We start from the raw sequence: 22,137 nt of genomic DNA on the forward strand, positions 1-22,137 counted from the left end.
CGGGGAGCTCCGAGCACCGGGTCGGAGGATTTACGGTCACGAAATCGTTTCCATCAACTTGTAACACAAGTGGATTCGTTTCAGGTGCAGTATCACAAGGCATGGCGATTGTTCGAGCGGCGCTGGTGCAGACCAATTGGACCGGCGATAAAGAGTCGATGATCAAGGCGCATGAGGACTATGCGCGGCAGGCGGCTGCGGCCGGGGCCAAGGTGATCTGCTTTCAGGAGCTCTTCTATGGGCCCTACTTCTGTCAGCTGCAGGACACCAAGTTCTATGACTATGCCGAGTCGGTGCCCGGACCCACCACCGAGCGGTTCGCGGCGCTGGCGCGCGAGCTGGGCATGGTGATGGTGCTGCCGGTGTACGAGCAGGAGCAGCCGGGGTTGCTCTACAACACGGCGGCGGTGATCGATGCCGACGGGACGTACCTCGGGAAGTATCGGAAACACCACATTCCGCACGTCAACGGGTTCTGGGAGAAGTTCTACTTCCGGCCGGGCAATCTCGGCTGGCCGGTGTTCGATACCGCTGTCGGCAAGGTCGGCGTGTACATCTGCTACGACCGGCACTTCCCGGAGGGCTGGCGGGCGCTGGGTCTGGCGGGCGCGGAGATTGTGTTCAACCCGTCGGCCACCTCGCGCGGGCTGTCGAGTTACCTGTGGAAGTTGGAGCAGCCCGCGTCGGCGGTAGCCAACGAGTACTACATCGGGGCGATCAACCGGGTCGGGATCGAGGAGTACGGGGACGACGATTTCTACGGGACCAGCTACTTCGTGGATCCGGAGGGCAAGTTCGTGGGTGAGGTCGCCTCCGATACCGCGCCGGAATTGGTGGTGCGGGATCTGGACATGGATCTGATCAAGGTGGTGCGCGACCGCTGGGCTTTCTATCGGGATCGGCGGCCGGATGCCTACGGAAAGCTGGTGGAGCCGTGAGCCGCACCTTCATCCACGGCGGAATCGTGGTGTCCGCCACCGGGTCTCAGAAACTGGATGTGTTGATCGACGGTGAGACCATCGCCGCGGTCATCCAGCCGGGGTCTACCGCGCTGGGCAGTGACCTCGCCGCCACCTCCGACCTCGTCATCGATGCCACGGGCAAGTACGTGATTCCCGGTGGCGTCGACGGCCACACCCACATGCAGATGCCCTTCGGCGGCACCGAAGCTTCGGACACATTCGAAACAGGTACGCGGGCAGCCGCTTTCGGCGGCACCACCACCATCATCGACTTCGCCATCCAGAAGCCGGGCGAGCGGGTGCAGGACAGTCTCGCGCTATGGCACGACAAGGCGTCCGGGAAGTGCGCGATCGACTACGGCTTCCATCAGATCGTCGGCTCGGTGGACGCCGAATCCCTCAAGGGCATGAGCGAATTGGTGTCCGAGGGCGTTTCCAGCTTCAAACTGTTCATGGCTTATCCGGGCGTCTTCTACTCCGACGACGGCCAGATCCTGCGCGCCATGCAGACCGCCGGTGATCTCGGGGCTTTGCTGATGATGCACGCCGAGAACGGAATCGCCATCGACGTGCTGGTCGAGCAGGCGGTGTCGCGCGGCGAGACCGCGCCCTACTACCACGGCGTCACGCGGCCCTGGCAGATGGAAGAGGAAGCCACCCACCGCGCGATCATGCTCGCGCAGGTGACCGGCGCGCCGCTGTACGTGGTGCACGTTTCCGCCAAGCAGGCCCTCGAGCAGATTGCCGAGGCGCGTGGCAAGGGCCAGAACGTTTTCGGCGAGACCTGCCCGCAGTACCTGTACCTCTCGCTCGAGGAGAACCTGGGCGCACCGGGCTTCGAGGGCGCGAAATGGGTGTGCTCGACCCCGCTGCGCGCCCGCGCCGAAGGGCATCAGGACGAGCTGTGGCGCTTCATCCGCACCGGCGACGTCACCACCGTGGCCACCGACCACTGCCCGTTCTGTATGAAGGACCAGAAGGAGATGGGCATCGGGGATTTCAGCAAGATCCCCAATGGCATCGGCGGCGTCGAACACCGCATGGACCTGATGTTCCAGGGCGTCAAGGACGGCCGCATCTCGCTCGAGAAGTGGGTGGAGGTGTGCTGCACCGCGCCCGCCCGCACCTTCGGGCTGTATCCGCGCAAGGGTGTGATCAGTCCGGGCGCGGACGCCGACGTGGTGATCTACGACCCGAACGGGCACACCAGCATTGGGCTGGGCAAGACCCACCACATGAACATGGACTACTCCGCCTACGAGGGCTTCGAGATCGACGGCCACGTCGACACCGTGCTCTCGCGCGGGCGGATCCTCGTCCACAACGGGGACTACCTGGGCAGCGCGGGCCACGGCCGGTTCGTCAAGCGCGGGCTGTCCCAGAACCTCATCTGACACCACCGGACAACGAGGGGAGAACTGCCGCATGGATATCGGTGTGGTGCTGCAGTGCACGCCGCCCGCCTCGCGGGTGGTGGAGCTGGCGAGAATCGCGGAGACACACGGGTTTTCGCACGTGTGGACCTTCGACTCGCACCTGCTGTGGCAGGAACCGTATGTCATCTACAGCCAAATCCTCGCCGCGACCCGCAAAGTCGTGGTGGGACCGATGGTGACCAACCCGTCCACCCGGGACTGGACGGTCACCGCCTCCACCTTCGCGACCCTCAACGACATGTTCGGCAACCGCACCATCTGCGGTATCGGACGCGGTGATTCGGCGGTGCGCACGCTGGGCGGGCGGCCCGCCAACCTGGCGACGCTGCGCGAATCCATCGGTGTCATCCAGGAATTGGGTAACGGCCGCAGCGCGAAGATCGGCGACACCACCGTCCGGTTCCCGTGGGCGACCGGCTCGCGGCTGCCGGTCTGGGTGGCCGGGTACGGGCCGCGCGCACTGGATCTCACCGGCGAGGTGGCCGACGGCTTCATCCTGCAACTCGCCGACCCGGACATCACCGCCTGGACCATCGCGCGGGTGCGGGCCGCCGCCGAGCGGGCGGGCCGCGATCCCGCCGCGGTGACCATCTGCGTGGCCGCGCCCGCCTACATCACCGACGGCAGCGAAGCGGGGCTCAAACACGCACGGGAGCAATGCCGTTGGTTCGGCGGCATGGTCGGCAATCACGTCGCCGATATCGTCGGGCGCTACGGCGCGGACTCCGATGTGCCGAAGGCGTTGACCGACTACATCGCCGGACGTCAGGGCTACGACTACAACGAACATGGCCGCGCCGGGAACACCCACGCCGAATTCGTCCCCGACGAGATCGTGGACCGCTTCTGCATTCTCGGTAGCCCCGACGAGCACCTGACCCGGCTGCGGGAACTGGAAGACATGGGCGTCGACCAGTTCGCGGTCTACCTGCAACACGACGCCAAGGCCTCGACCCTCGAGGCCTACGGCGAATCCGTGCTGCTGCGCCTGGCCCACCCGATCGAGGCGACGGTGACCGAATCGTGAGAGCGGACGAGCTATGACCGCGACGACCGTGGCCGTGGTCACGAATCCCGTTGCGGTGCAGGATAATCAAGTCAAACGCGGGTTCGGCGTCGCCGGTCGGAGCGTGTGGCGGCTGGTGTACCCGGTCGCCGCGTTCGTGCTGGTGATCGGCGTGTGGGAGCTGGTGAAGGCGCTGGTCCCGGCGAACGGGGTCAGCGTCGGCGGTCAGCGGGTGCTGCCGCGCACCACCGATGCCGCGTTGCCGCACTCGTGGGCGGTGCTCACGGTGCTGGGGGAGCGGGACGGCAAGACCACCGTTGGCACGACCCTGCTGCGCACGGCCGGATTCACCCTCGAACTCGCATTGCTGGCGCTGGTCGCGGGCACGGTGGTCGGCATCGCGCTGGCGATGCTGATGCAGCGGTTCTCGTTCGTGGAACGCGGACTACTGCCGTACATCATTGTCTCGCAAACCATTCCGCTGATCGCCCTGGCCCCGCTGGTGGCCGGTTGGGGCGGCAAGATCCACATTGCCGGGCAGCCTTGGCAGCCGTGGATGAGCATCGTGGTGATCGCTTCCTACCTGGTGTTCTTCCCGGTCGCCATCGGTACCCTGCGCGGGTTGCAGTCTCCGGCAACTGCTTCCGTGGAGCTGTTGCACAGCTGCGCGGCCGGATGGTGGGCCACCTTGGTGCATCTGCGGTTCCCCGCCGCGGTGCCGCATCTGCTGCCCGCCCTGCGGCTGGGCGCGGCCGCCGCCGTGATCGGTAGTGTGGTGGCCGAGATCTCGACCGGCACCGCGGGTGGCATCGGGCGGCAGATCATCGTGTTCTCGCAGCAGTCCACCGGCAATGCGGCCCGCTTGTACGCGGCAGTCATCGCGGCAGCGCTGCTGGGGGTGGTGCTGACCGGACTGGTCTCGGCGCTCGAGGTGCTGCTGCGCCGCTACGCCCGCCCGGGATACACCTCGGGAGCGCGGCCTTGACTCGAGCTCTACCAGCGCAGCCTTGTGCATTGCCGACGTCGCCCCGATGTCCAGCCGTGGCCGTCCGAGTCTGTCCCGTGCCCAACCGATTCCAGCCAGTGTCGAATCAAGTCCGCAATCACCGTGTCGAGACCGCGTCACGCCGTGGCGAGAGCGGTTGTTCTTTCGGAGGTACCCCGTGACCGTGGAGACATCCGCGTCCCTGCCGGATTCGGCGACGGCCGAGGCCGTGCCCGCCGTGGAACTGCGCGGCGTCGGCAAGATCTTCGGTGCCGGTGCGGTCACCGCATTGCAGGACATCGACCTGACCGTCGCGGCAGGTGAGTTCGTCTCCCTCATCGGCCCTTCCGGCTGCGGCAAGTCCACGCTGCTGCGGATCGTCGCCGACCTGGAGCAACCGAGTTCGGGAACCGTTGTCGTGCACGGCAAGACCGCCCGGCAGGCGCGGCTGGACCAGGACTATGGCATCGCGTTTCAGCAGGCCGGACTGCTGGATTGGCGCAGCGTGCAGGAGAACGTCGAGCTGCCACTGCAATTGCACGGGGTGGGGAAGAAGGAACGCCGCGCGCGTAGTGCGGAACTGCTCGAGATCACCGGGCTCACCGATTTCGCGCGGCGATTCCCCGCCGAGCTGTCGGGCGGCATGCAGCAGCGCGTCGCCATCGCCCGGGCCCTGGCCCGCAAACCACCGTTGCTGCTGATGGACGAACCCTTCGGGGCGCTGGACGAGATGACCCGCGAGCGCATGCAGGGCGAACTGCTGCGCATTGCCGAAGAGACCGGGGCCGCAGTACTTTTCGTCACCCACTCGATCCCGGAAGCGGTATTCCTCTCCGATCGGGTGGTGGTCATGTCCCCGCGCCCGGGCCGCATCACCGAGGTGCTGGCGACCGGTGGCTGGGACCGCGACAGCGACGACGACGTGCGCTCGGGCGAGGATTTCTTCGCCGCCGTGGCCGCGGTCCGCGCCGCCCTGCATGAGGGGCATGGCGACGCAGGCACGCCGAAAAGCACCGCAGGACGGGACATGCGATGACCCGTATCCTCAAAACCTGGTTGCCGCCAGTGCTTTTCGGCGTTGTCCTGCTCGTGCTGTGGCAGGTGCTCACGGTCGCCGCGGGTGTGCCGTCCTTCCTGCTGCCCTCGCCCAGCGCCATCGGAAAAGCCTTCGCCGACAACCATCACGCCATTCTCGAAGCGGCGGTCGCCACCGGGAAGAACGCCTTCGTCGGCCTGCTGGCGGGCTCGGTGCTCGGGATCGCCGCGGCCATTGTCGCGGTCCGCTTCCGGGTGGTCGACGGCGTGCTGGGCGCGCTCGCGGCGGGCGCGGCCGCGGTCCCGATCGTGGCCCTCGCGCCGCTGCTCAACTCCATGTTCTCCACCACCACCGACCTGCCGCGTCGCCTGGTCGCCACCATCGTGGTGTTCTTTCCCGTCTTCGTCAGCGCCGCACGGGGATTGCGGCAAGTCCCGCGTGTCCAGGCCGATCTGATGACCGCCTACGCCGCCACCGGCTGGCAGATCACCCGCACCGTGCGGCTGCCCGCCGCATTGCCGCACCTGTTCACCGGCCTGCGCATCGCCGCACCCGGCGCGGTGATCGCCGCCATCATCGCCGAATACTTCGGCGGCCTGCAGCACGGCCTGGGCAGCCGCATCACCTCCGCAGCCGCCAATACCGCCTACCCGCGCGCCTGGGCGTACGTGGTGGCCGCCATGATCCTCGGCCTGGTGTTCCTGGCCGCCGTGTTGCTGCTCGAGCAGCTCACCCGCAGACCCCGCACCATCCCTGGGAGATCGAAATGAGAAGTACCGCAAGAAGATACCGCGTCCGGGCCGTGCTGGCCGCCGTCACGCTGGCAGTGGCGGCACTGTCCGGATGCAGCACCTCCGACAACTCCACCACCTCCGACGGACTCACCAAGGTCAAACTGCAGCTGCAGTGGTTCAAGCAGGGCCAGTTCGCGGGCTATCTCGCCGCGGCCGCACAGGGCTTCTACAAGGCGCAGGGCCTCGACGTCGAAATCCTCGACGGCGGCACCGATATCGTCCCGCAGACCGTCCTGGCCCAGGGGCAGGCCGACTACGCGATCGCCTGGGTGCCCAAGGCCCTCGCCTCGCGCGAGGCCGGTGCGGGCATCACCGACGTCGCCCAGATCTTCCAGCGCTCGGGCACCAAGCAGGTGTCGTTCAAGAGCGCCGGCATCAACGGCCCGGCCGACCTGAAGGGCAAGAAGGTCGGAAACTGGGGATACGGCAATGAATTCGAACTCTTCGCGGGCATGACCAAGGCGGGACTGGACCCGGCCAAGGATGTCACCCTGGTGCAGCAGCAGTTCGATATGAACGCCTTCCTCGCCCACGATATCGATGCCGCGCAGGCCATGTCCTACAACGAATACGCGCAGCTGCTCGAGGTGAAGAACCCGGCCACCGGAAAGCTGTACACGCCTGAGGATTTCGCCACCATCGACTGGAACGACCAGGGTGTGGCCATGCTGCAGGACGCCATCTGGGCCAATACCGAAAAACTGAAGGATTCGAAATACGCCGACCAGACGGTGAAATTCATCGCCGCCTCGCTGCAGGGGTGGGCGTTCTGTCGCGACAATGTCGACAAGTGCCGCGACCTCACCGTCGCCGCCGGATCCACGCTCGGCGCCAGCCACCAGCAGTGGCAGATCACCGAGGTCAACAAGCTGATCTGGCCGTCCCCCAACGGAATCGGGATGATCGACAAGACCGCCTGGGACCGGACCGTCGCCATCGCGCGCACCACCAAGAATCAGGAGGGCAAGACCGTCCTCACCAAGGACCCCGACGCCTCGGCCTACACCGTCGAATACGTCACCAAGGCCTTGGATCTGCTCAAATCGCAGAATGTCGACGTGGTCGGAAGTGGTTATGCGGCACAGCCGGTCACGCTTACCGAGGGCGGCAAATAACGCATTCGTGAGGTTCACCCCCGGCCGGTCACGCGCTGTTAGGGTCGCGGGCATGAAGGTGGAATTGCGGCACAATCCGTCCTCGACCATTGCCCGCTGCTTCCTGGCCGGGGGTGAACTCATGCGGGTGGAGAGCGGCGCGATGGTGGCCCACTCGGCGGGAGTCGCCTTGGCCGCCAAGGCCGAAGGCGGCATCCTGGCCGGGCTCAAGCGCTCGGTGCTGGCGGGGGAGTCGTTCTTCGTGTCCACCTTCACCGCCCCGCCCGAAGGCGGCTGGGTGGATGTCGCCCCGGCGCTACCCGGCGACATGCTGTCGCTACCGATCGCCACCGACCGTCCGTTCTTCATTAGCCGCGGCGGCTGGATCGCCAACTCCCACGGGGTGACCGTCGAGGCGAAATGGGGCGGGCTCGCGAACCTGTTCGGCGGCGAGGGCGGTTTCGGCTTGCGCGCGCACGGGCAGGGCGAGGTGGTGCTGGGCGTGTTCGGGGCCATCGACGTGGTGGATCTGGGTCCGGGCGAACCGGTCACCATCGACACCGGTCATGTGGTGGCCTACGACCTGGCCATGAACTTCACCATCCGCCGCGCGGTCTCGGGTCGCTCGCTGCAATCGCTGAAATCCGGTGAGGGTCTCGTCTTCGATTTCATCGGCCCCGGCCGGGTGCTGCTGCAGACGCGCAACCCCGGCGCGTTCGCCGCCTGGGCTGGTTCGAGTACTTCGTCCGGTTAGCAGTGTGACGTAAGTCACATGTTTATCGAACCGATATAAACGCAGGTGGAACGCGTTCTATGGTGTAACTCCGGTCGGGCCCGAGGAAACTCTCTCGCGAAATCGGCTTCCCCAAGAATGTGAAGCGTGCATGATTCACATGCCCGACATGTCGTTTGAAGATGAGGAGTACCACGTGTCCGGATCTGCTTCGGATTTCCTGGCGTCGGTTCTGATCAAGACCATTCAGGGTCTGTTCACCGGCAGCTCGAGTGGTTCGGCCCCCACGGCCTGAACCGAAGTAGCAACGAAGGCCCATCGAATTCGCGCGGGATCTCGATGGGCCTTCGTCATGTCCGGGGTCGGGTTCAGCGCAGCAGGTCCGGGATGAGGGTGCGGGTGTCGGGGACGAAGGACCAGTTCGGGTCCTCCAGGTGGGAGCGCAATTCCTCGTCGGTCCACCACCAGCCGTCGACGATCTCCTCGGGTTGGTGGCGGATGGGGCCGTCGTAGCGCAGTTCGTAGGCGAAGAGGTGGCAGCGCATCGGGCGGCCCGCCCAGACGCCGTCCCAGGAAGCACTGGCCAAGGGGAGCGGCTGGTCGTCGTGCGGTCCCAGTTCGATGCCGAGTTCCTCGCCGAGTTCGCGGACCGCAGCCTCGGCCGGATCCTCACCGGGGCCCAGGACGCCGCCCGCGAGACAGTCGTGCATGCCCGCGAAGACCGCCTTGGTGTCGGTTCGCTTGTGCACGTAGACCTTCGAGCCGTCGCGGGAGCGGACCAGCACGCCCGCACTGGCGTGCCAGATGCCCTCGGCGTAGACCACGGCACGTTCCTCGGCGCCGATCTCCCGGCCGGCGGCGTCGTACACCGCGATCATCTCCGACATGGCCGGGCTCTCCTTCTTGCTGCCGCGCCGCGGGAATCGGGCGCCCTGTACAGCACCCTAGCGAGCCCGCTCGGGGGCGGCGACACCGCGCGGCGTCGATGTCACGCACCATGATCGGCGGCGGCGTAGCCTCAGGGGCGCAACCGTTTTCGTCAGGGAGGACGAGATCATGCCGCTGCCCCGGGCCCTCGCGAGGATCAACCGCAAGATCAGCAATCCGGTGCTGGGGGTGCCCGCGCGGGTCCTGCCCTTCTTCGGGATCGTCATCCACCGGGGCCGCAAATCGGGGCGGGAGTATCGGGCGCCGGTCATGGCCTTCCAGCGCGACGGCGGCTACCGCATCGCCCTGACCTACGGGCGGGACGTGGACTGGCTCAAGAACATCCGCGCCGCGGGCACCTTCGAATTCGAGACCCGCGGCCGCACCGTGACCCTCACCGAACCGGTCGTCGGGCACGACGCATCGGCATCCTGGGCCCCGCCGCTGGTCCGGCAGGCACTGGTGGGCCTGAACGCCGAGGACTACGTCCAGGCCCGGCTCGTCGACTGAGCCGCCGTCGGTACCCGGTGGGTCAGTGCACGGTGAGGCGGATGATGACGCTGCCCTGCTGCCAGCTCTGATACGCGTCGGCCAGGTTCGGGTTGCCCTGCGCGTCGATGCTCATGCCGTTGAACTTCGCCCACTGTTTGTTGTCGCGGGCGATGATTTCCGAGAGCCGCACCACCGATTCGGCGTCGGTGAGCACCTCGGCGTCGGCGCTGTGTTTGGGCCCGCCGAAGGACACCGCGATCGGCGTGCCCTTGCGGATATTGCTCACCCAGGGATGCTTGCCGGTGCCGATCAGGATCTCGCCGTCGTGGCGGGTGTAGGCGACCGGGACGTCGTAGACCTTGCCGGACTTGCGCCCGACCACGTGCAGAACGCAGAGCCGCTTGCCGACCTGGGGCGCCAGCAACGGCACCTCGAGCAGGCTGCGGATGAAGGTGTTGAGCAGATTCTGGGTCGGGCGGATCGGTTGTGGCCCGCTCGTCGTCGGGGTGCCATAGGGGTTGGCGTCCGGGGTCTGTTCGGTCATGCCGGGCCTCCTTCGCTCAAACGCGTTGCGCGGCAGTAACACCGGAATCGAGTATAGGCCGCCGGCCCGCGCGACGCGGCGACCTGCGCGGAGTACCCGTTTCACCGGCCGGGCGCGGTAGATTTCAAGCAGTCCGAGAGATATCGAGCAGTCCGAGCGTGACCCCGCCGTCGAGGAGTGCGCGTTGACCGATGTGGTGGATCGCCCGGCCCGGCCCAGCGGTTCGGGACGGCATGCCAAGGCCGACGAACGCCCGCCCATGGCCTGGTGGACGGTCGCGGCGGTGGCCGGACCTGCGGCCCTGGTGCTGGTGTTGTCGGCCTCGCGCTACGGGTATTTCGGCGACGAGCTGTACTTCCTGGCGGCCGGGCGGCGCCCTGCCTTCGGCTACGCCGACCAGGGACCGGTCCTGCCGCTGCTGTCGCGGCTGATGGACACCCTCGCGCCCGGGTCGTTCCTGGTGCTGCGGCTGCCGTCGGTGGCGTTGACGGTCACCGCGATCGTGCTGTGCGCCATGCTGGCCCGCGAATTCGAGGGCGGTCGCCGAGCACAGTTGCTGGCCGCGCTCGGATACGCGAGCTCACCGTTCCTGTTGTTGCAGGGCACCATGCTCACCACCAACGCGGTCGACACCGCGCTGTGGGTGATCATCACTTGGCTGGTGGTGCGCTGGGTGCGCACCCGCTCCGACTGGCTGCTACTGATCGCGGCTCTGATCACCGCCGTCGATATGCAGGTGAAATGGCTGATCCCGTTCTTCTGGCTCGCGCTCGGGGTGAGCGCTCTGCTGTGCGGCCCACTCGAACTGGTGCGGCGGCCGCTGCTGTGGGTGGGCGGGGCGATCGTGGTGGTCGCGACGGTGCCCGAACTGCTGTGGCAGGCCCACCATTCCTGGCCGCAATTGAAGATGGGCGGCGTGATCGGGGCCGAGCAGGGGATCCTGGGCGGGCGGCTGCTGTTCGTGCCGATGTCGGTGAGCCTGGCCGGATACCTCGGTGCGTTGCTGCTGCTGTGGGGACTGTGGGTGCTGCTGCGCTGGGATACGTTGCGGCCCTACCGATTCATCGGCGTCACCCTGCTGCTGTTGTTCGCGGCGTTCCTGGTCACCGGCGGCCGGATCTACTACGCCGCAGGCATGTACGGCGTCGTCATCGCCGCGGGCGCGGTCGGGGTGGTCGGCACGGCCGAACGGATCCGGCCGCCGTGGGGGCGGGTGCTGACCGCATTTGTTGCCGTATTGGCCCTGGGAGCAACGGCTTTCACGCTTTACTCCACCCCCTGGCGGCCCGCCGATCAGGTCACCCCGCCCCGCGACGACGCCGAGGCGGCCGTTCGCATCGGCGTGTACGGATCCTTCGGCTGGCACGAGCTCACCGACGAGGTGTTGCGCGTTTATGACGCACTGCCCCCGGCCGAACGGGATCACGCTGTCATCATCACCGACACCTATTGGCAGGCCAGCGCTCTCGATGAACTCGGCCGCAAACAACTTCCCCCGCTCTACAGCCCCAGCCGGGGCTTCGGTTACTTCGGCACGCCACCCGACGACGCCTCGGTGGTGCTGGCCGTCGGCGGCTACGAAGCGGTGCTGCGCAGCCAATTCACCCATGTCGAACCCGTTGGCAAGGTCGACACCCGGCTGGGGTTCAAGGGCAACACCCAGGACGTCACCATCTGGAAGTGCTCGGGCCCCAAGAAGCCGTGGTCGCAGGTCTGGCCGACCTGGATGCACCTGTAGGCCGCAGCGGCACGACCGTCGACGGCTGCGGGCGGGCGAGGCCCTCGCCGAGGTGGAAGCGTTCGATCGCGGCGGCGAGTTCCGGTAGGAGCGCGGTCAATTCGGCGCGCAGCGGACCGCGGACGCCGAGCTGGCACAGCACTCCGGCGACGGCCAGGATGGTCCGGCCGACAGGGGTGTACTCGGGCGGGCTGATCAGGTGGCGGGTCACATTCGACAGCCTCGGTTCGGTGATGCGCAGCACCTGGCTGCGCAACCATTCCGTCGTCAGGTGCACCTCGTGGTGGGTGAACAGATCCCGGATCGGGGCGGCCATCTCGGCCAGGGCGGTGATGTCGATGTCGCGGTCGGGGCGCACGAATCCGTGGCGGCGCAACGTCGCCGCCAGATCCGCGTCGGTGCCGTTGAGCGCGGCATCGCCGATGTCGCCCGCGAGGGCGGGCAGGTGGGACAGGAACGGGGTGCACGCGCCGAAATCGACCACGCCCAGGCGGCCGTCGGGCAGGATCCGGAAATTGCCGGGATGCGGATCGGTGTACAGCAGGCCGGTGCGGGCACAGCCGGAGATGATGAAGCGGGCCACCAGCAGACCGACCCGATCGCGCTCGGCCGGATCACCGGCGGCGATGACCCGGTGCAGCGGAATGCCGTCCAGCCATTCGCTGATCAGCACGTCCTCGCATTGATCCAGGACTTCGGGGACCACGAAATCCGGGTCGTCGGCGAAGGCGGCGGCGAAAATCCGCTGATTCGCAGCCTCTTTCACGTAGTCGAGTTCCTCGCTGATGCAGTCCGCGAAGGCCTCGGCCAGCGACTGGACATCGGCGTCCGGGACGAAAACCGTTGCCAGCGGCGCGAGTCGGCGAATCTGCGCGAGATCCGAGGCGACCGCCGCCCGTGCGCCGGGATACATGAGCTTGACCGCGACTGCCCGTCCGTCCGGCCACAACGCCCGGTGTACCTGTCCCACCGATGCGGCCGCTGCCGCACGAAGATCGAACTGGGCGAAGCGATCTCGCCACTTCGCGCCCAGTGATGCCGCCATGGCCGCCTCGACCGCGTGCGGCAGCATGGCAGGGACCGTGTCCTGCAGTTGTGTGAGTGCTTCCCGGTACGGTTCGCCGAGTTCCGGGGGCAGCGCCAGCTCGTAGAGGGCGAGCAGCTGCCCGAATTTGGCCGCGCAGCCCTTGAGTTCGCCGAGTACCTCGAACATGTGCTGGGCGGTGCGCGCCTGGATGTCGAGTTCGACCTCGCGCGCCGGGGTGCCCATCGCGCGACGCCCCACGCCGCCCACGCGGCGGGCCGCGTACGCCACCGGCAGGGTGGTGATCTTGGCATTGCGGACGACCGTGCGGGTCGGCAGCGGATCGTCCGCTTCGGCCGTGCGGCGGCGCGGTCGCCGGAATCCACCCTGGCGCGGTTCGAGCATGGAGAACCTCCGAAACTCTCGGGTGTCTCAGTGTGTCACGGGCCCGATCTTCGTGGGTAGGTCGAATTTGTCCGCTGATTTGCTATTCCGGCCCGTGGCGAGCATGGACAATGCGCTACAACTGTCTCAGACTGTTGGTGACGCAAAGGAGCGACAGCCATGAACGAGCATGTGGGTGCGGTAGTGCTGCGCCCCCGCGCGGTGCACTTCGACTTCTCCCGCTCGCCACTGCACTGGATCCCGGGCGAACCCGTGGCCTCGCATGCCATCTCCGGTCTCAACCTGATCCTGCCACTGGGCGAACGCGGCTTCGTCGAAATGTTCCGGCGCGCACTGCCGTACGTGGAGGATGCGGACCTGCGCGAGCAGATGATCGGCTTCATGGGCCAGGAAGCCCAGCACGCGGAATCCCACAATCGGGCCACCTGGGAATTCCTGCAGCGCCACGGCATCGACCCCGAACCGATCCTGACCGAGGCCGAATACCTCTTCGACCGGGCCATCACCCGGCTCGACACGCTGCCCGAACACCTGCGCCACCGGGTCGTCGTGCAGATGCTGGCCGGTATCGCCGGGATCGAGCACTTCACCGCGGTCGCCGGGGACTGGCTGCTGAATCAGGACTTCGAGGCCCTGGACGCGGACCCGGCGCTGACCGACCTGTTCCGCTGGCACGGCGCGGAGGAAGTCGAGCACCGCAGCGTGGCCTGGACTGTGGCCCGCTACTTCGGGGCCCGACGCCCGCGACTGGTCACCTTCTATCTGGGCAGCAGTGTCGGACTGCCGGTCGGGCTGATCGGGGTGGCCTGGTGGCTGATCCGCCAGGACCCGACCCTGCCGAACATGGGGCCGGTCAAGGTTTTCCGGGAGATCAACGGGGCGATCCGCCGGGGTACGTTGCCGCCCTGGCGGCTGATCGGACGTGGCTTCGCGTCGTTCGTGCGCGCCGACTACGACCCGGCGGACACCGGCGACACCGCGCAGGCGGTCAGTTATCTGGCGAAGTCCCCGGCGGCGAAGCGGGCGCACGCCTCATGAGCCGTGCCCCGGAACTGCAGACCATCGAGGGTCGTATCGCCGAAATGCGCAGGCGGGGTGTGCCACCCGCGTTCTGGGCGCCGCTGCGGCATGATCCGCTGCTGCGGGTGGCGGACAAGCTGATCGCGCCGGGCGCGCGGGTGCTGGCGTGGATGTCGCCGCAGGGCCGGACTATCCGGCCACCCGTCGCGCGGACCGCGCAACTGGTGCTGGTGGATCGCGAGGTGGTCGCCGCCGACGCGGACGTGGTGAGTTTCGTGTTCGCCCATCCGCGCGGCGCGGTACTGCGACCGTGGCGGCCCGGCGCGCACCTGGATGTGGTGCTGCCATCGGGGCTCTTGCGGCAGTACTCGCTATGCGGGGACCCCGACGACCCGTTCCACTATCGAATCGCGGTGCGGCGCATCCCGGACGGCGGCGGGTCGGTGGAACTGCACGACCGGTTGCGGATCGGCGACCGCGTCGAGATCCGGGGACCGCGCAACGCGTTCCCGCTGACCCTGACCGGGCCGGGTGCGGGCCGCCGGGTGCGGTTCGTCGCGGGCGGCATCGGGATCACGCCGATCCTGGGCATGCTGCGCGCCGCCGACCGCGCGGGGATGGACTGGTCGCTGATGTACACGGGGCGGCATCGGGATTCGCTGCCGTTCCTCGACGAGTTGACCCGCTACGGCCACCGGGTCCGGGTGCGCACCGACGATGTCGACGGCCTGCCCCCGGGCAGGGATCTGGTGCCGACGCTGGATCCCGGGCTGGCCGTCTATGTGTGCGGTCCGCCCGCCATGCTGGAGGTGGTGGGTGCGCGGGTGGCGGACGCGCCGGGTGTGGAACTGCACTGGGAGCGCTTCTCGCCGCCGCCGATTCACGACGGCCGGGCCTTCCGCGTCCAATTGGGCCGGGGCGGGCCCATTCTCGACGTCCTCGCCGATCGGACTGCGCTGTCGGTGGTGGTGCAGGCGCGGCCGTCGGTGTCCTACTCGTGTCGGCAGGGGTTCTGCACGACCTGCAAGGTGCGGGTGTTGTCGGGCACGGTCGAGCACCGCGACACCGTCCTCAATGACGCCCAGCGCGCCCAGGGCGACATGCTGCTGTGCGTTTCCCGGGCCGAACCGGGGCATCCGTTGGTGCTCGACCTGGATTCGGTTACGGCACAACAAGACTTGCCGCGCGGGCGCTGGGGGCTCGCGCGGCCGGGGGAACGGGGAACCGGCCGCGGCGTCGGCGGGGACGTCGCGGCCGGGAGGGTTCGGCGAGGTCGTTAGTCTGGCGTAGTGAGTGCGCGCGGGGACATGCCAGGGGCAAGGCGGAACGGCGAGGGCGCGGGGTTCCTCGAGCATCTACTCACCGTCGTCGGATCGAATCCGGGGGCGGCGGGCTCGCGGTCCGCGCTGCGCGGCGTGCTGAAACGCGGTCGGCGTTCCGGGCCCGAGAGCTGGTCCCGGCGCGATATCGACGGCATCTTCAAGGCTTTCCGTGGTGAGCCGGAGGAGACGGCCGACGGCAATCTGATGCACGTCCACCCCGGCGGCGCGGGTCTGATCGCGTTCAAGACCGATGACGTTCGACAGCCGTACGGCTACGGCGAGTTCAGTGAGCTGCGGCTGGTGCAGATCGTGCCGCCCGAGGTTGCCGACCCGGCCTATCGGCGGGCGCTACAACTGTGTGTCGAGCGGCTCGGTGACCCGCATCTGGTGGGCGGGCCGAATGCCTTCGCGCTCTGGCGATTCGAGGACGACACCATCGAATTGGCGCGCCTGCAGGGTTCGGAGTGTCGGCTTCAGCTGACGCGGGAACCCACCCAACCCTCCGAACGCCATCGGCAGAACGAGCCCCGGCCGGAGCCCGAACTCGAGCCGGAGATACTGTGGCGTGCGGTGCCCGACAGGCAGTACTCCGGTCCGGCGCTGGCGGGCCGCGCGTTCTCCCCGGGCCGCAACGCCGACGACCCGGGGCAGCTCTACCGGACGCTCGGCGCCGTATTCGGCTCGCTCGCAGCCGATGTGCCCCTCCTGCATCGGTACACCTCCGACATCGCTTGGAGCATCGGCATCTGGGGTGAGCCCGGTTTCCTTGCCCGCGGCCAGTTCTCGTTCGACGGGTGCGCGGTGGAGACGACCATCCACGGCCGGACCCAATCGCACCGTCTCGCACCGGGCTACCCCAGTGGCGTCGAAGTCGCCGCATCGGTCATGGACGCCATCGGGGGAGCGGACGTGAAATCACTACGCGACCTGCACTACAGCGCCAGCGCGACGGAGCAGCCACGGCAGGTCACCGACACCCACTTCGGCCTGCAGCAGGCCCCTGCCGCACCCGATCTCGACCGATCCCAGTGGCGTGGCCGCCCCAAGGTCGTGCACGCCTACATCCAATCCGAGACGACCTACGACTGGATCGACGGTGAACTGCACGAGGTCTCACACACCGAGTTCGACCCGCCGAAACGTGCCCGCTGAGCCCGGTCAGCGGGCCAGGCTCGCCCGCGCGATGCCGAAGCGCATCAGACTCGGCGGAGTCAACCGCGAACCGTAGTAGGCCACCCACGCCTCCGGGGTGACCGGCACGACGGCCCGATTGTGCTGGACCGCACGGACTATGGCCGTGGCGACCTTGGACGGCGGATAGCGGCGCAGTCGGTAGAGGGTGTCGAACAGCTGCTGCCTGGCCTGCTCCTTCTCCGCGGATACACCCGAGAACTCGGTGGTGCGAACGATATTCGTGTGCACGATGCCAGGACAAACAGTGGTGACGCCGATGCCGTCGGCGGCCAGTTCGGCGCGCAGGCAGTCGGAGAAGGTGAAAACCGCCGCCTTGCTGGTGGAGTAGGCGCTGAAGCCCTGCTGCGGGGTGTAGGCCGCCATGCTCGAGACATTGACGATGTGGCCGCCGAGGCCGCGTTCGGCCATCAACCGGCCGAATGCGCGGGAACCGTGGACCACACCGAACAGGTTGATGTCGAGCACGCGCTGGAAGCTCTCGGCGGGCGTGCGCAGGAATGGTGCGGCCTGGCCGATTCCGGCATTGTTCACGATCACGTCGGGGACGCCGTGGACCTCCGCCACCTCGTCGGCGTGCGCCTCGACGGCCGCCGCGTCGGAGACGTCCAGGACGAACGGGTATGCGGTGCCGCCGGATTCGGCGATCAGCGTGGCAGTCTCGCGGGCGGCGTCGCGGTCGATATCGGAGACCACCACCTCCGCGCCCTGGCGCGCGAAGGCCAGCGCGGTCTCGCGGCCGATGCCCGACCCCGCCCCGGTCACCACCACGAGATGATCGTCGAACGGACGACCCGCCGCGCGGCCGACCTCCGCACGCCGCAGCTCCCGCGACGGCTCCTGCCCGGAAACCGCGTCGATGAGCTGCACGGCTGCGCGTGCCAGCACCTGCGGATGCGAATACGGCACCCAGTGACCGGCCTCGAGATCACGCCGCCACAGCTGCTCGGTGTACTCGGCCTCGTCGTCGAACACGGCGGGCCGCACCGCCGGGTCACGGTCGGCGACGATGAGCTGCACGGGCACCTTGGTGCGCCGCTCGCGTGACGAGAACACCTTGCCGACAACCAGATTCGCGCGATAGATCTTCAACCCGTTGGCGGCGTCCGCGGTGAAGGTCTCGCCGAGGGTGACTTGTTCGGGCGGCGTGCCCTGCGCCAGCCGCAGCCCCAGCCGGGACGCCCGCTGCGTCAGCCCGCGCCGCACCAGCGCCGGGGTGATCGGGGCCATGAACGCGAATTGATACGCGACCGAGGCCAATTGGGCCAGCGGGCCGACCAGATTGCGCGGTGTCGGGCGGGCGAACCGCCGCCGCGCCCAGGCCCCCGCGTGATCGAGATTGGGCCCCGAAACCGACGTGAAGGAGGCGATCCGGAGCTCGGCGTCGGGCTCGCACACCGCGTCCCACACCGTCACCGAACCCCAGTCGTGGGCCAGCACGTGCACCGGCTCGTGCGGGCTCACCGCGTCGGCGACCGCAAAGAAATCGGTCGCCAGCTCGGCGATCGCGAAGGCGTGGAAGTCGTCCGGGTCTGTCGAGCGGCCGTGCCCGCGCGAGTCGTAGCTCACCACGTGGAAGCGCTCCACCAGATGCGGAATCACGCTGTCCCACAGGTGGTGTGAGTCCGGCCAGCCGTGCACCAGCACGATGGTCGGCCCGTCGGGTACGCCCTGCTCGTAGACGGCGAGGTCGATCTCGCCGTTGCGGACGATGCGGTGGCGGGGTTCGGCGTCGGTTCGCAGCGCCATTGCGGCTCTCCTCTGTCTCGGACAGTTGTCACAAACCAGCCTGAACCGTTCGAGACGAGGAGTCAATGGCGTGCGAAATACCTATGTAAGAGCAGAAAATACAGACTCAGACAATTACTTGTGTGAGAACGAATCCGCCGGAGCGAGCGGCACGACCAACGCCGACGGGTACACCGCAGTGCGCTGGATCTGCTGCGAGGTCCCCAGCAACCGGCCCAGATCCGCCGGATTCGGAATCGTCGACGGGAACGTGCCCGAGGTGATCCGCAGGCGCAACGCGTGACCGGGCTCGAGACGATGGAACGCGGGCCGGATCTTGATCTCCATCTTGACCACGTCACCCGGGGCCAGCAGCTGCTCGTTCTCCTTCAGCACGGTGTGCTCGGGCGCGTAGACGGCACCGTCGGCCGACCACGTCTTGTCCGGGTCGAGGGTGCGCTGACTCGCCAATTGCGAACCGCCCGTGATGTTCACGGCCGTCCCGTCCGGCGCGACATCGTCGAGCCACACCTGGAACGCGGCATCGGTGCCGGTGGAGGAGGCATACAGGGTGACACTCGACGGTCCGGCCAGCACGGTCGGCTCGGTCACCGGATCCATGGTGTAGCGCGGCCCCGCCGTCGGACTCTGCACCCACTCGGTGCACGGGTTGGAGACGGTGAACACCCGGAACACGAAATCGAGCAGGCCCGCCGTGTACTGGCCCAGCGTCTCGCGATTGCAGATGTTGTCGATCCCGGTGTAGGTCAGGCGATCCGCAGCGTCGGTGGCCGTGGGCCGGTCGGCGACGAGTCGGTCGCCGTCGAAGTAGCGCTGTTGGACCGCGGCCTGCTCGAACGGGTAGCGGGCGGTATCGGCGGCATTGTTGTTCGCGTCGATAACATGCAACGGGTTGGCGGTCTCGTCGACGCCGTTGTGAATGTCCTTGAGCCACCGGTCGAACCAGGCCAGGGTGATCGTGTCGGTGTCCATACGTGAGCCCGGGCCCAGACCCAGTCCGACGTGATACCAAGGGCCCATAAGCAATTGGTAGCGTCCGTCGGCGTGCTGATCGGCGGCCATGGGCGCGAACTGGTCCCGCCCCGCCGAGAGGTTCTGCAGCTGCGCGTAATTGCGCACCGCGCCCTCCTGATACAGATCCCACCAGCCGTCGACCTGGTACATGGCGATGCCGTTGTCGACCAGATTGTGCAGGTCGGTCTCGAAACGCCGGTCCTGCCACCAGGTGTTGTCGTAGGCGGTGGCCCCACCGGTGTAGGCGTCGAAGAGCAGCTTCACCGTGCTGGTATCCGGGCCGACCAGCGCCATCAGATGATCGCCGAGCGAGCGCAGGAACTGCTGCGGCGAGACGACCGCGGTGAGGAACGGCCCGATCAGGCTCAGGTACGGGACCATCAGCGAGATGACCGTCAACAGCAGCGGGCTCATCATGCCGTCGTGGTTGAGCACCTCGTCGAAGATGTTGTTGGGCACCGCGAACGGCACGATCGCCTTCAACGGCGAACCCGGGCCGACGGTTTCGGCGGTTCGCATGGCCGACAGGCCCGGGAACGAATAGCCGTACATGCCGACCTTGCCGTTGGACCCCGGCAGCTTCGCCGCCCAATCCACCAGCTCGGAACCATCCACACCGTCCTGCTTGGACGCCGGACTCCACGCCCCGGTCGACCCGCCGGTCCCGCGCACATCCGCGGTCACCTCGATATAGCCGTGCCGAACCAGCATGTCCTGCATGGACGTCGCCTGATTGATGATGCGCCGCGCATCCTTCAGCTGATCCGGCAGCTGGATATGCAGATCGTCGATCACCCCGGTGATCGCGGCCGTGAGCGCACTGGTCACCGCGCCGTAGGTGGTGAAGTTGACGATCACCGGGAACTCGCCTGCGGCCCGCTGCCCCGTCGCCGGATCGGTCGGATACCGCACCTCGGCCTGCAACTGATTGCCATCCGAGAGCGGAACAACCTGTCCCAGTTGATATCCCACCCCGTACTGTTCCGGCGTCGGCAGATAATCCGACGGCAACCCGAAATTCGCAGGCGCATCCGGCACCGGCCCGAAAACCGGCGCCCCCTGCGCGGTAGTGGACGAAACAGTCATGGCCAAGACAGAGAAACCGGCCACGGCCCACGGTGCCAAACGGCAGCGACGGAGCCGGAATGTGCTACTCAACGATCTACCTCTGCGGGGTCGGGAGGTCGCTGCGCGCGCCGCTGCGGTGGCGAACGGCTCGGACCTCGTCGTCGGAACTGAGCACACCGCACAGCCTCGGCGCGCCGCTACCTGCAATCGCCACGACTCCGGCCCACAGGCCTGTGCGCTCGACCAAAGCAGCCCCCGTCATCCCGGCATGCTTTTGGCCGGGATCCACACCGGCTGTACATGACCGGTGGCTGTGGATTCCGGCCAAGAACGCGCCGGAATGACGGGGCGGGTCGGATTACGGTGCGAACGACGCGGATTCGAGGCGGCGGGCGATGCGGGCGGCGGAGAGGGTCATGGCGTCGGTGGGGCGGTGGGGGTCCAGGCCGGTGAGTTCGTGGACTCGGGCCAGGCGGTAGGTGACGGTGTTGCGGTGGATGGTGAGCAGGCGGGCGGTGGCCAGTTGGTTGAAACCGGTGTCCACGAAGACTTCCAGGGTTTCCGCGAGCAGCGGCTGCGTGTCCAGGGGTGCGAGGACGGCTGCCAGACCCGTGCGGGCGGGACCGCCTGCGGCGACGGTGTATTCGAACATCAGGTCCGGGCGACGGCACACCGCGTGCGGGCGATCCAGGCAGCGGCCGAGTTCGGCGAGCATGCGGGCCTCGGCGAACACCGTCGGGACTGCGGACCGCGAAGTCGCGGTCGCCACCCCGACCCAGTAGGGCGCGGGTGGTACGGAACGCGGCGGCACGTCGGTGGCTGGCGCGGCCTGGCCGAGCGCCGGCCGGGGGAGTTGACCGTGCGCGGGCAACCGGCCCGAGAGTGCGGCCAGGGTCGCGGTGCCGTCGTCGCCGGGTTGCAGCGGCAGCAGCGCGGTCCAGCCGCCACTGTCCAGGCGCAGGAAGACCCCCGGAATCGCCTCGATGCGATGGCGCAGTTCGCTGGTGTCGCTGCCCCGAGTGCTGCCCAGCCGAAACACGGCCACCAGGAACGCGTCCGGCACCGCGATGGCCGGTTCCTCGGCCCACTCGATCGGATCGTGACCGGTCAGCAGGGCGTCGGCGATGGCCCGCCGGCGTTCGAGCAACTCCCAGCGCGGATCGTGCGCCCGCTGCACGCACGCGGTCGCGATGCGGGTGGTGAGCAGCGTGACGTATTGCAGCAGCGACACCGCCGCGTCATTGAGCAGTTCGCGTTCCGGCTCGGTCGCGGTCTCCTTCAACCGCGACCACAGGTACTCCGCGCCCAGGCTGTAGCGGCCCAGCACATCCTCGAGCGATTCGCCGTCCCGCACCCGGCTCAGCGCGATCTCCACCAATTCGTGGGTGTCCTCGGCCGCGGGCATCCGCCCCGAGCGCACGAAGTCGAAGAACAGGTCCACATTCAGCTTGGTGCCGCGCTCGAAACCGCTGGCCACCAGCGGTTCCGGCAGGGTGCGGTAGGGCCCGACGGCACCGGGGATCTGCTCGCGCGCCACGACGGCGCGCCGGTACAGCTCTTCGAGCGCTCGGTCCCGCAATCGCGCGTGCATAACTCT

General features: G+C 67.8%; 19 protein-coding genes. 13 read left to right on the forward strand and 6 right to left on the reverse strand.

Going from position 1 to position 22,137, the window contains the following annotated elements; all coding sequences use genetic code 11:
* The first annotated feature begins 101 nt into the window (after nt 1-101).
* The 8 genes from ACYVN4_RS23415 to ACYVN4_RS23450 all read left to right on the forward strand — a co-directional run bounded on the left by ACYVN4_RS23415 (nt 102) and on the right by ACYVN4_RS23450 (nt 8,067).
* Complete coding sequence (locus tag ACYVN4_RS23415) at nt 102-938, forward strand: nitrilase-related carbon-nitrogen hydrolase (protein ID WP_033085381.1); 837 nt, start codon at nt 102-104, stop codon at nt 936-938.
* Nucleotides 935-2,356 (forward strand): dihydropyrimidinase, encoded by a 1,422-nt coding sequence (gene hydA / locus ACYVN4_RS23420; RefSeq protein WP_460724134.1) that lies wholly within the window; start codon nt 935-937, stop codon nt 2,354-2,356. Before ACYVN4_RS23415 ends, hydA begins: the two co-directional genes overlap by 4 nt.
* Before the next feature lie 31 nt (nt 2,357-2,387).
* Complete coding sequence (locus ACYVN4_RS23425) at nt 2,388-3,425, forward strand: TIGR03842 family LLM class F420-dependent oxidoreductase (protein ID WP_460724135.1); 1,038 nt, start codon at nt 2,388-2,390, stop codon at nt 3,423-3,425.
* Between the two features lie 13 nt (nt 3,426-3,438).
* Nucleotides 3,439-4,389, forward strand: a complete 951-nt coding sequence (locus tag ACYVN4_RS23430; RefSeq protein WP_460724136.1) for an ABC transporter permease — start codon at nt 3,439-3,441, stop codon at nt 4,387-4,389.
* A gap of 178 nt (nt 4,390-4,567) precedes the next feature.
* The gene (locus ACYVN4_RS23435) at nt 4,568-5,425 is read left to right on the forward strand and encodes an ABC transporter ATP-binding protein (protein ID WP_460724137.1); all 858 of its coding nucleotides are present in this window, start codon (nt 4,568-4,570) and stop codon (nt 5,423-5,425) included.
* Nucleotides 5,422-6,195: an ABC transporter permease gene (locus ACYVN4_RS23440; RefSeq protein ID WP_460724138.1), complete on the forward strand. Its 774-nt coding sequence runs from the start codon at nt 5,422-5,424 to the stop codon at nt 6,193-6,195. The genes ACYVN4_RS23435 and ACYVN4_RS23440 overlap by 4 nt, the downstream gene beginning before the upstream one ends.
* Nucleotides 6,192-7,334 carry an ABC transporter substrate-binding protein gene (locus ACYVN4_RS23445; RefSeq protein WP_460724139.1) on the forward strand — a complete coding sequence of 381 codons (1,143 nt, stop codon included), beginning with the start codon at nt 6,192-6,194 and terminating at the stop codon, nt 7,332-7,334. Before ACYVN4_RS23440 ends, ACYVN4_RS23445 begins: the two co-directional genes overlap by 4 nt.
* Before the next feature lie 52 nt (nt 7,335-7,386).
* On the forward strand, nt 7,387-8,067 hold the full coding sequence (locus ACYVN4_RS23450) for a TIGR00266 family protein (RefSeq protein WP_460724140.1): 681 nt from the start codon (nt 7,387-7,389) through the stop codon (nt 8,065-8,067).
* A 347-nt stretch (nt 8,068-8,414) separates the two neighbouring features.
* Here ACYVN4_RS23450 and ACYVN4_RS23455 read toward each other — a convergent pair whose 3' ends face one another.
* Nucleotides 8,415-8,933, reverse strand: coding sequence for an NUDIX hydrolase (locus ACYVN4_RS23455; RefSeq protein ID WP_460724141.1), 519 nt, complete (start codon nt 8,931-8,933; stop codon nt 8,415-8,417).
* A 169-nt stretch (nt 8,934-9,102) separates the two neighbouring features.
* On the opposite strand from ACYVN4_RS23455, the gene ACYVN4_RS23460 reads away from it, so the two are divergent.
* Complete coding sequence (locus ACYVN4_RS23460) at nt 9,103-9,483, forward strand: nitroreductase family deazaflavin-dependent oxidoreductase (RefSeq protein WP_460724142.1); 381 nt, start codon at nt 9,103-9,105, stop codon at nt 9,481-9,483.
* A gap of 22 nt (nt 9,484-9,505) precedes the next feature.
* On the opposite strand, the gene ACYVN4_RS23465 is transcribed toward ACYVN4_RS23460, so the two are convergent.
* Nucleotides 9,506-10,009, reverse strand: a complete 504-nt coding sequence (locus tag ACYVN4_RS23465) for a nitroreductase family deazaflavin-dependent oxidoreductase (RefSeq protein ID WP_460724143.1) — start codon at nt 10,007-10,009, stop codon at nt 9,506-9,508.
* Nucleotides 10,010-10,202: 193 nt separating this feature from the next.
* On the opposite strand from ACYVN4_RS23465, the gene ACYVN4_RS23470 reads away from it, so the two are divergent.
* Nucleotides 10,203-11,747, forward strand: coding sequence for an ArnT family glycosyltransferase (locus tag ACYVN4_RS23470; RefSeq protein WP_460724659.1), 1,545 nt, complete (start codon nt 10,203-10,205; stop codon nt 11,745-11,747).
* Here ACYVN4_RS23470 and ACYVN4_RS23475 read toward each other — a convergent pair.
* Nucleotides 11,677-13,176, reverse strand: a complete 1,500-nt coding sequence (locus ACYVN4_RS23475) for an ABC1 kinase family protein (protein WP_460724144.1) — start codon at nt 13,174-13,176, stop codon at nt 11,677-11,679. The genes ACYVN4_RS23470 and ACYVN4_RS23475 overlap by 71 nt on opposite strands.
* A 159-nt stretch (nt 13,177-13,335) precedes the next feature.
* Between ACYVN4_RS23475 and ACYVN4_RS23480 the strand changes: the two genes are divergently transcribed.
* From ACYVN4_RS23480 to ACYVN4_RS23490, 3 genes are read left to right on the forward strand one after another with little or no spacing between them, the layout of a single operon-like run.
* The gene (locus ACYVN4_RS23480; RefSeq protein ID WP_460724145.1) at nt 13,336-14,214 is read left to right on the forward strand and encodes a metal-dependent hydrolase; all 879 of its coding nucleotides are present in this window, start codon (nt 13,336-13,338) and stop codon (nt 14,212-14,214) included.
* 44 nt (nt 14,215-14,258) lie between these two features.
* Nucleotides 14,259-15,476: a PDR/VanB family oxidoreductase gene (locus ACYVN4_RS23485; RefSeq protein WP_460724660.1), complete on the forward strand. Its 1,218-nt coding sequence runs from the start codon at nt 14,259-14,261 to the stop codon at nt 15,474-15,476.
* 9 nt (nt 15,477-15,485) lie between these two features.
* Nucleotides 15,486-16,670: a hypothetical protein gene (locus ACYVN4_RS23490; RefSeq protein WP_460724146.1), complete on the forward strand. Its 1,185-nt coding sequence runs from the start codon at nt 15,486-15,488 to the stop codon at nt 16,668-16,670.
* Nucleotides 16,671-16,676: 6 nt separating this feature from the next.
* Here the strand turns inward: ACYVN4_RS23490 and ACYVN4_RS23495 are convergent, their stop codons facing one another.
* The 3 genes from ACYVN4_RS23495 to ACYVN4_RS23505 all read right to left on the reverse strand — a co-directional run bounded on the left by ACYVN4_RS23495 (nt 16,677) and on the right by ACYVN4_RS23505 (nt 22,131).
* Nucleotides 16,677-18,458 carry an SDR family oxidoreductase gene (locus ACYVN4_RS23495; RefSeq protein WP_460724147.1) on the reverse strand — a complete coding sequence of 594 codons (1,782 nt, stop codon included), beginning with the start codon at nt 18,456-18,458 and terminating at the stop codon, nt 16,677-16,679.
* A gap of 114 nt (nt 18,459-18,572) precedes the next feature.
* Nucleotides 18,573-20,558 carry a CocE/NonD family hydrolase gene (locus tag ACYVN4_RS23500; protein WP_460724148.1) on the reverse strand — a complete coding sequence of 662 codons (1,986 nt, stop codon included), beginning with the start codon at nt 20,556-20,558 and terminating at the stop codon, nt 18,573-18,575.
* A gap of 340 nt (nt 20,559-20,898) precedes the next feature.
* Nucleotides 20,899-22,131: a PucR family transcriptional regulator gene (locus tag ACYVN4_RS23505; RefSeq protein ID WP_460724149.1), complete on the reverse strand. Its 1,233-nt coding sequence runs from the start codon at nt 22,129-22,131 to the stop codon at nt 20,899-20,901.
* Between the last annotated feature and the right edge of the window lie 6 nt (nt 22,132-22,137).

The sequence above is a fragment of the Nocardia heshunensis genome (genome assembly GCF_054782115.1).

Excerpts from the sequence above, each read along its gene's own strand:
- ACYVN4_RS23415 (WP_033085381.1), top strand. The coding sequence starts at position 102 with ATGGCGATTGTTCGAGCGGCGCTGGTGCAGACCAATTGGACCGGCGAT.
- ACYVN4_RS23425 (WP_460724135.1), top strand. The coding sequence starts at position 2,388 with ATGGATATCGGTGTGGTGCTGCAGTGCACGCCGCCCGCCTCGCGGGTG.
- ACYVN4_RS23430 (WP_460724136.1), top strand. The coding sequence starts at position 3,439 with ATGACCGCGACGACCGTGGCCGTGGTCACGAATCCCGTTGCGGTGCAG.
- ACYVN4_RS23440 (WP_460724138.1), top strand. The coding sequence starts at position 5,422 with ATGACCCGTATCCTCAAAACCTGGTTGCCGCCAGTGCTTTTCGGCGTT.
- ACYVN4_RS23445 (WP_460724139.1), top strand. The coding sequence starts at position 6,192 with ATGAGAAGTACCGCAAGAAGATACCGCGTCCGGGCCGTGCTGGCCGCC.
- ACYVN4_RS23450 (WP_460724140.1), top strand. The coding sequence starts at position 7,387 with ATGAAGGTGGAATTGCGGCACAATCCGTCCTCGACCATTGCCCGCTGC.
- ACYVN4_RS23455 (WP_460724141.1), bottom strand. The coding sequence starts at position 8,933 with ATGTCGGAGATGATCGCGGTGTACGACGCCGCCGGCCGGGAGATCGGC.
- ACYVN4_RS23460 (WP_460724142.1), top strand. The coding sequence starts at position 9,103 with ATGCCGCTGCCCCGGGCCCTCGCGAGGATCAACCGCAAGATCAGCAAT.
- ACYVN4_RS23465 (WP_460724143.1), bottom strand. The coding sequence starts at position 10,009 with ATGACCGAACAGACCCCGGACGCCAACCCCTATGGCACCCCGACGACG.
- ACYVN4_RS23475 (WP_460724144.1), bottom strand. The coding sequence starts at position 13,176 with ATGCTCGAACCGCGCCAGGGTGGATTCCGGCGACCGCGCCGCCGCACG.
- ACYVN4_RS23480 (WP_460724145.1), top strand. The coding sequence starts at position 13,336 with ATGAACGAGCATGTGGGTGCGGTAGTGCTGCGCCCCCGCGCGGTGCAC.
- ACYVN4_RS23485 (WP_460724660.1), top strand. The coding sequence starts at position 14,259 with ATGCGCAGGCGGGGTGTGCCACCCGCGTTCTGGGCGCCGCTGCGGCAT.
- ACYVN4_RS23495 (WP_460724147.1), bottom strand. The coding sequence starts at position 18,458 with ATGGCGCTGCGAACCGACGCCGAACCCCGCCACCGCATCGTCCGCAAC.
- ACYVN4_RS23500 (WP_460724148.1), bottom strand. The coding sequence starts at position 20,558 with ATGACTGTTTCGTCCACTACCGCGCAGGGGGCGCCGGTTTTCGGGCCG.
- ACYVN4_RS23505 (WP_460724149.1), bottom strand. The coding sequence starts at position 22,131 with ATGCACGCGCGATTGCGGGACCGAGCGCTCGAAGAGCTGTACCGGCGC.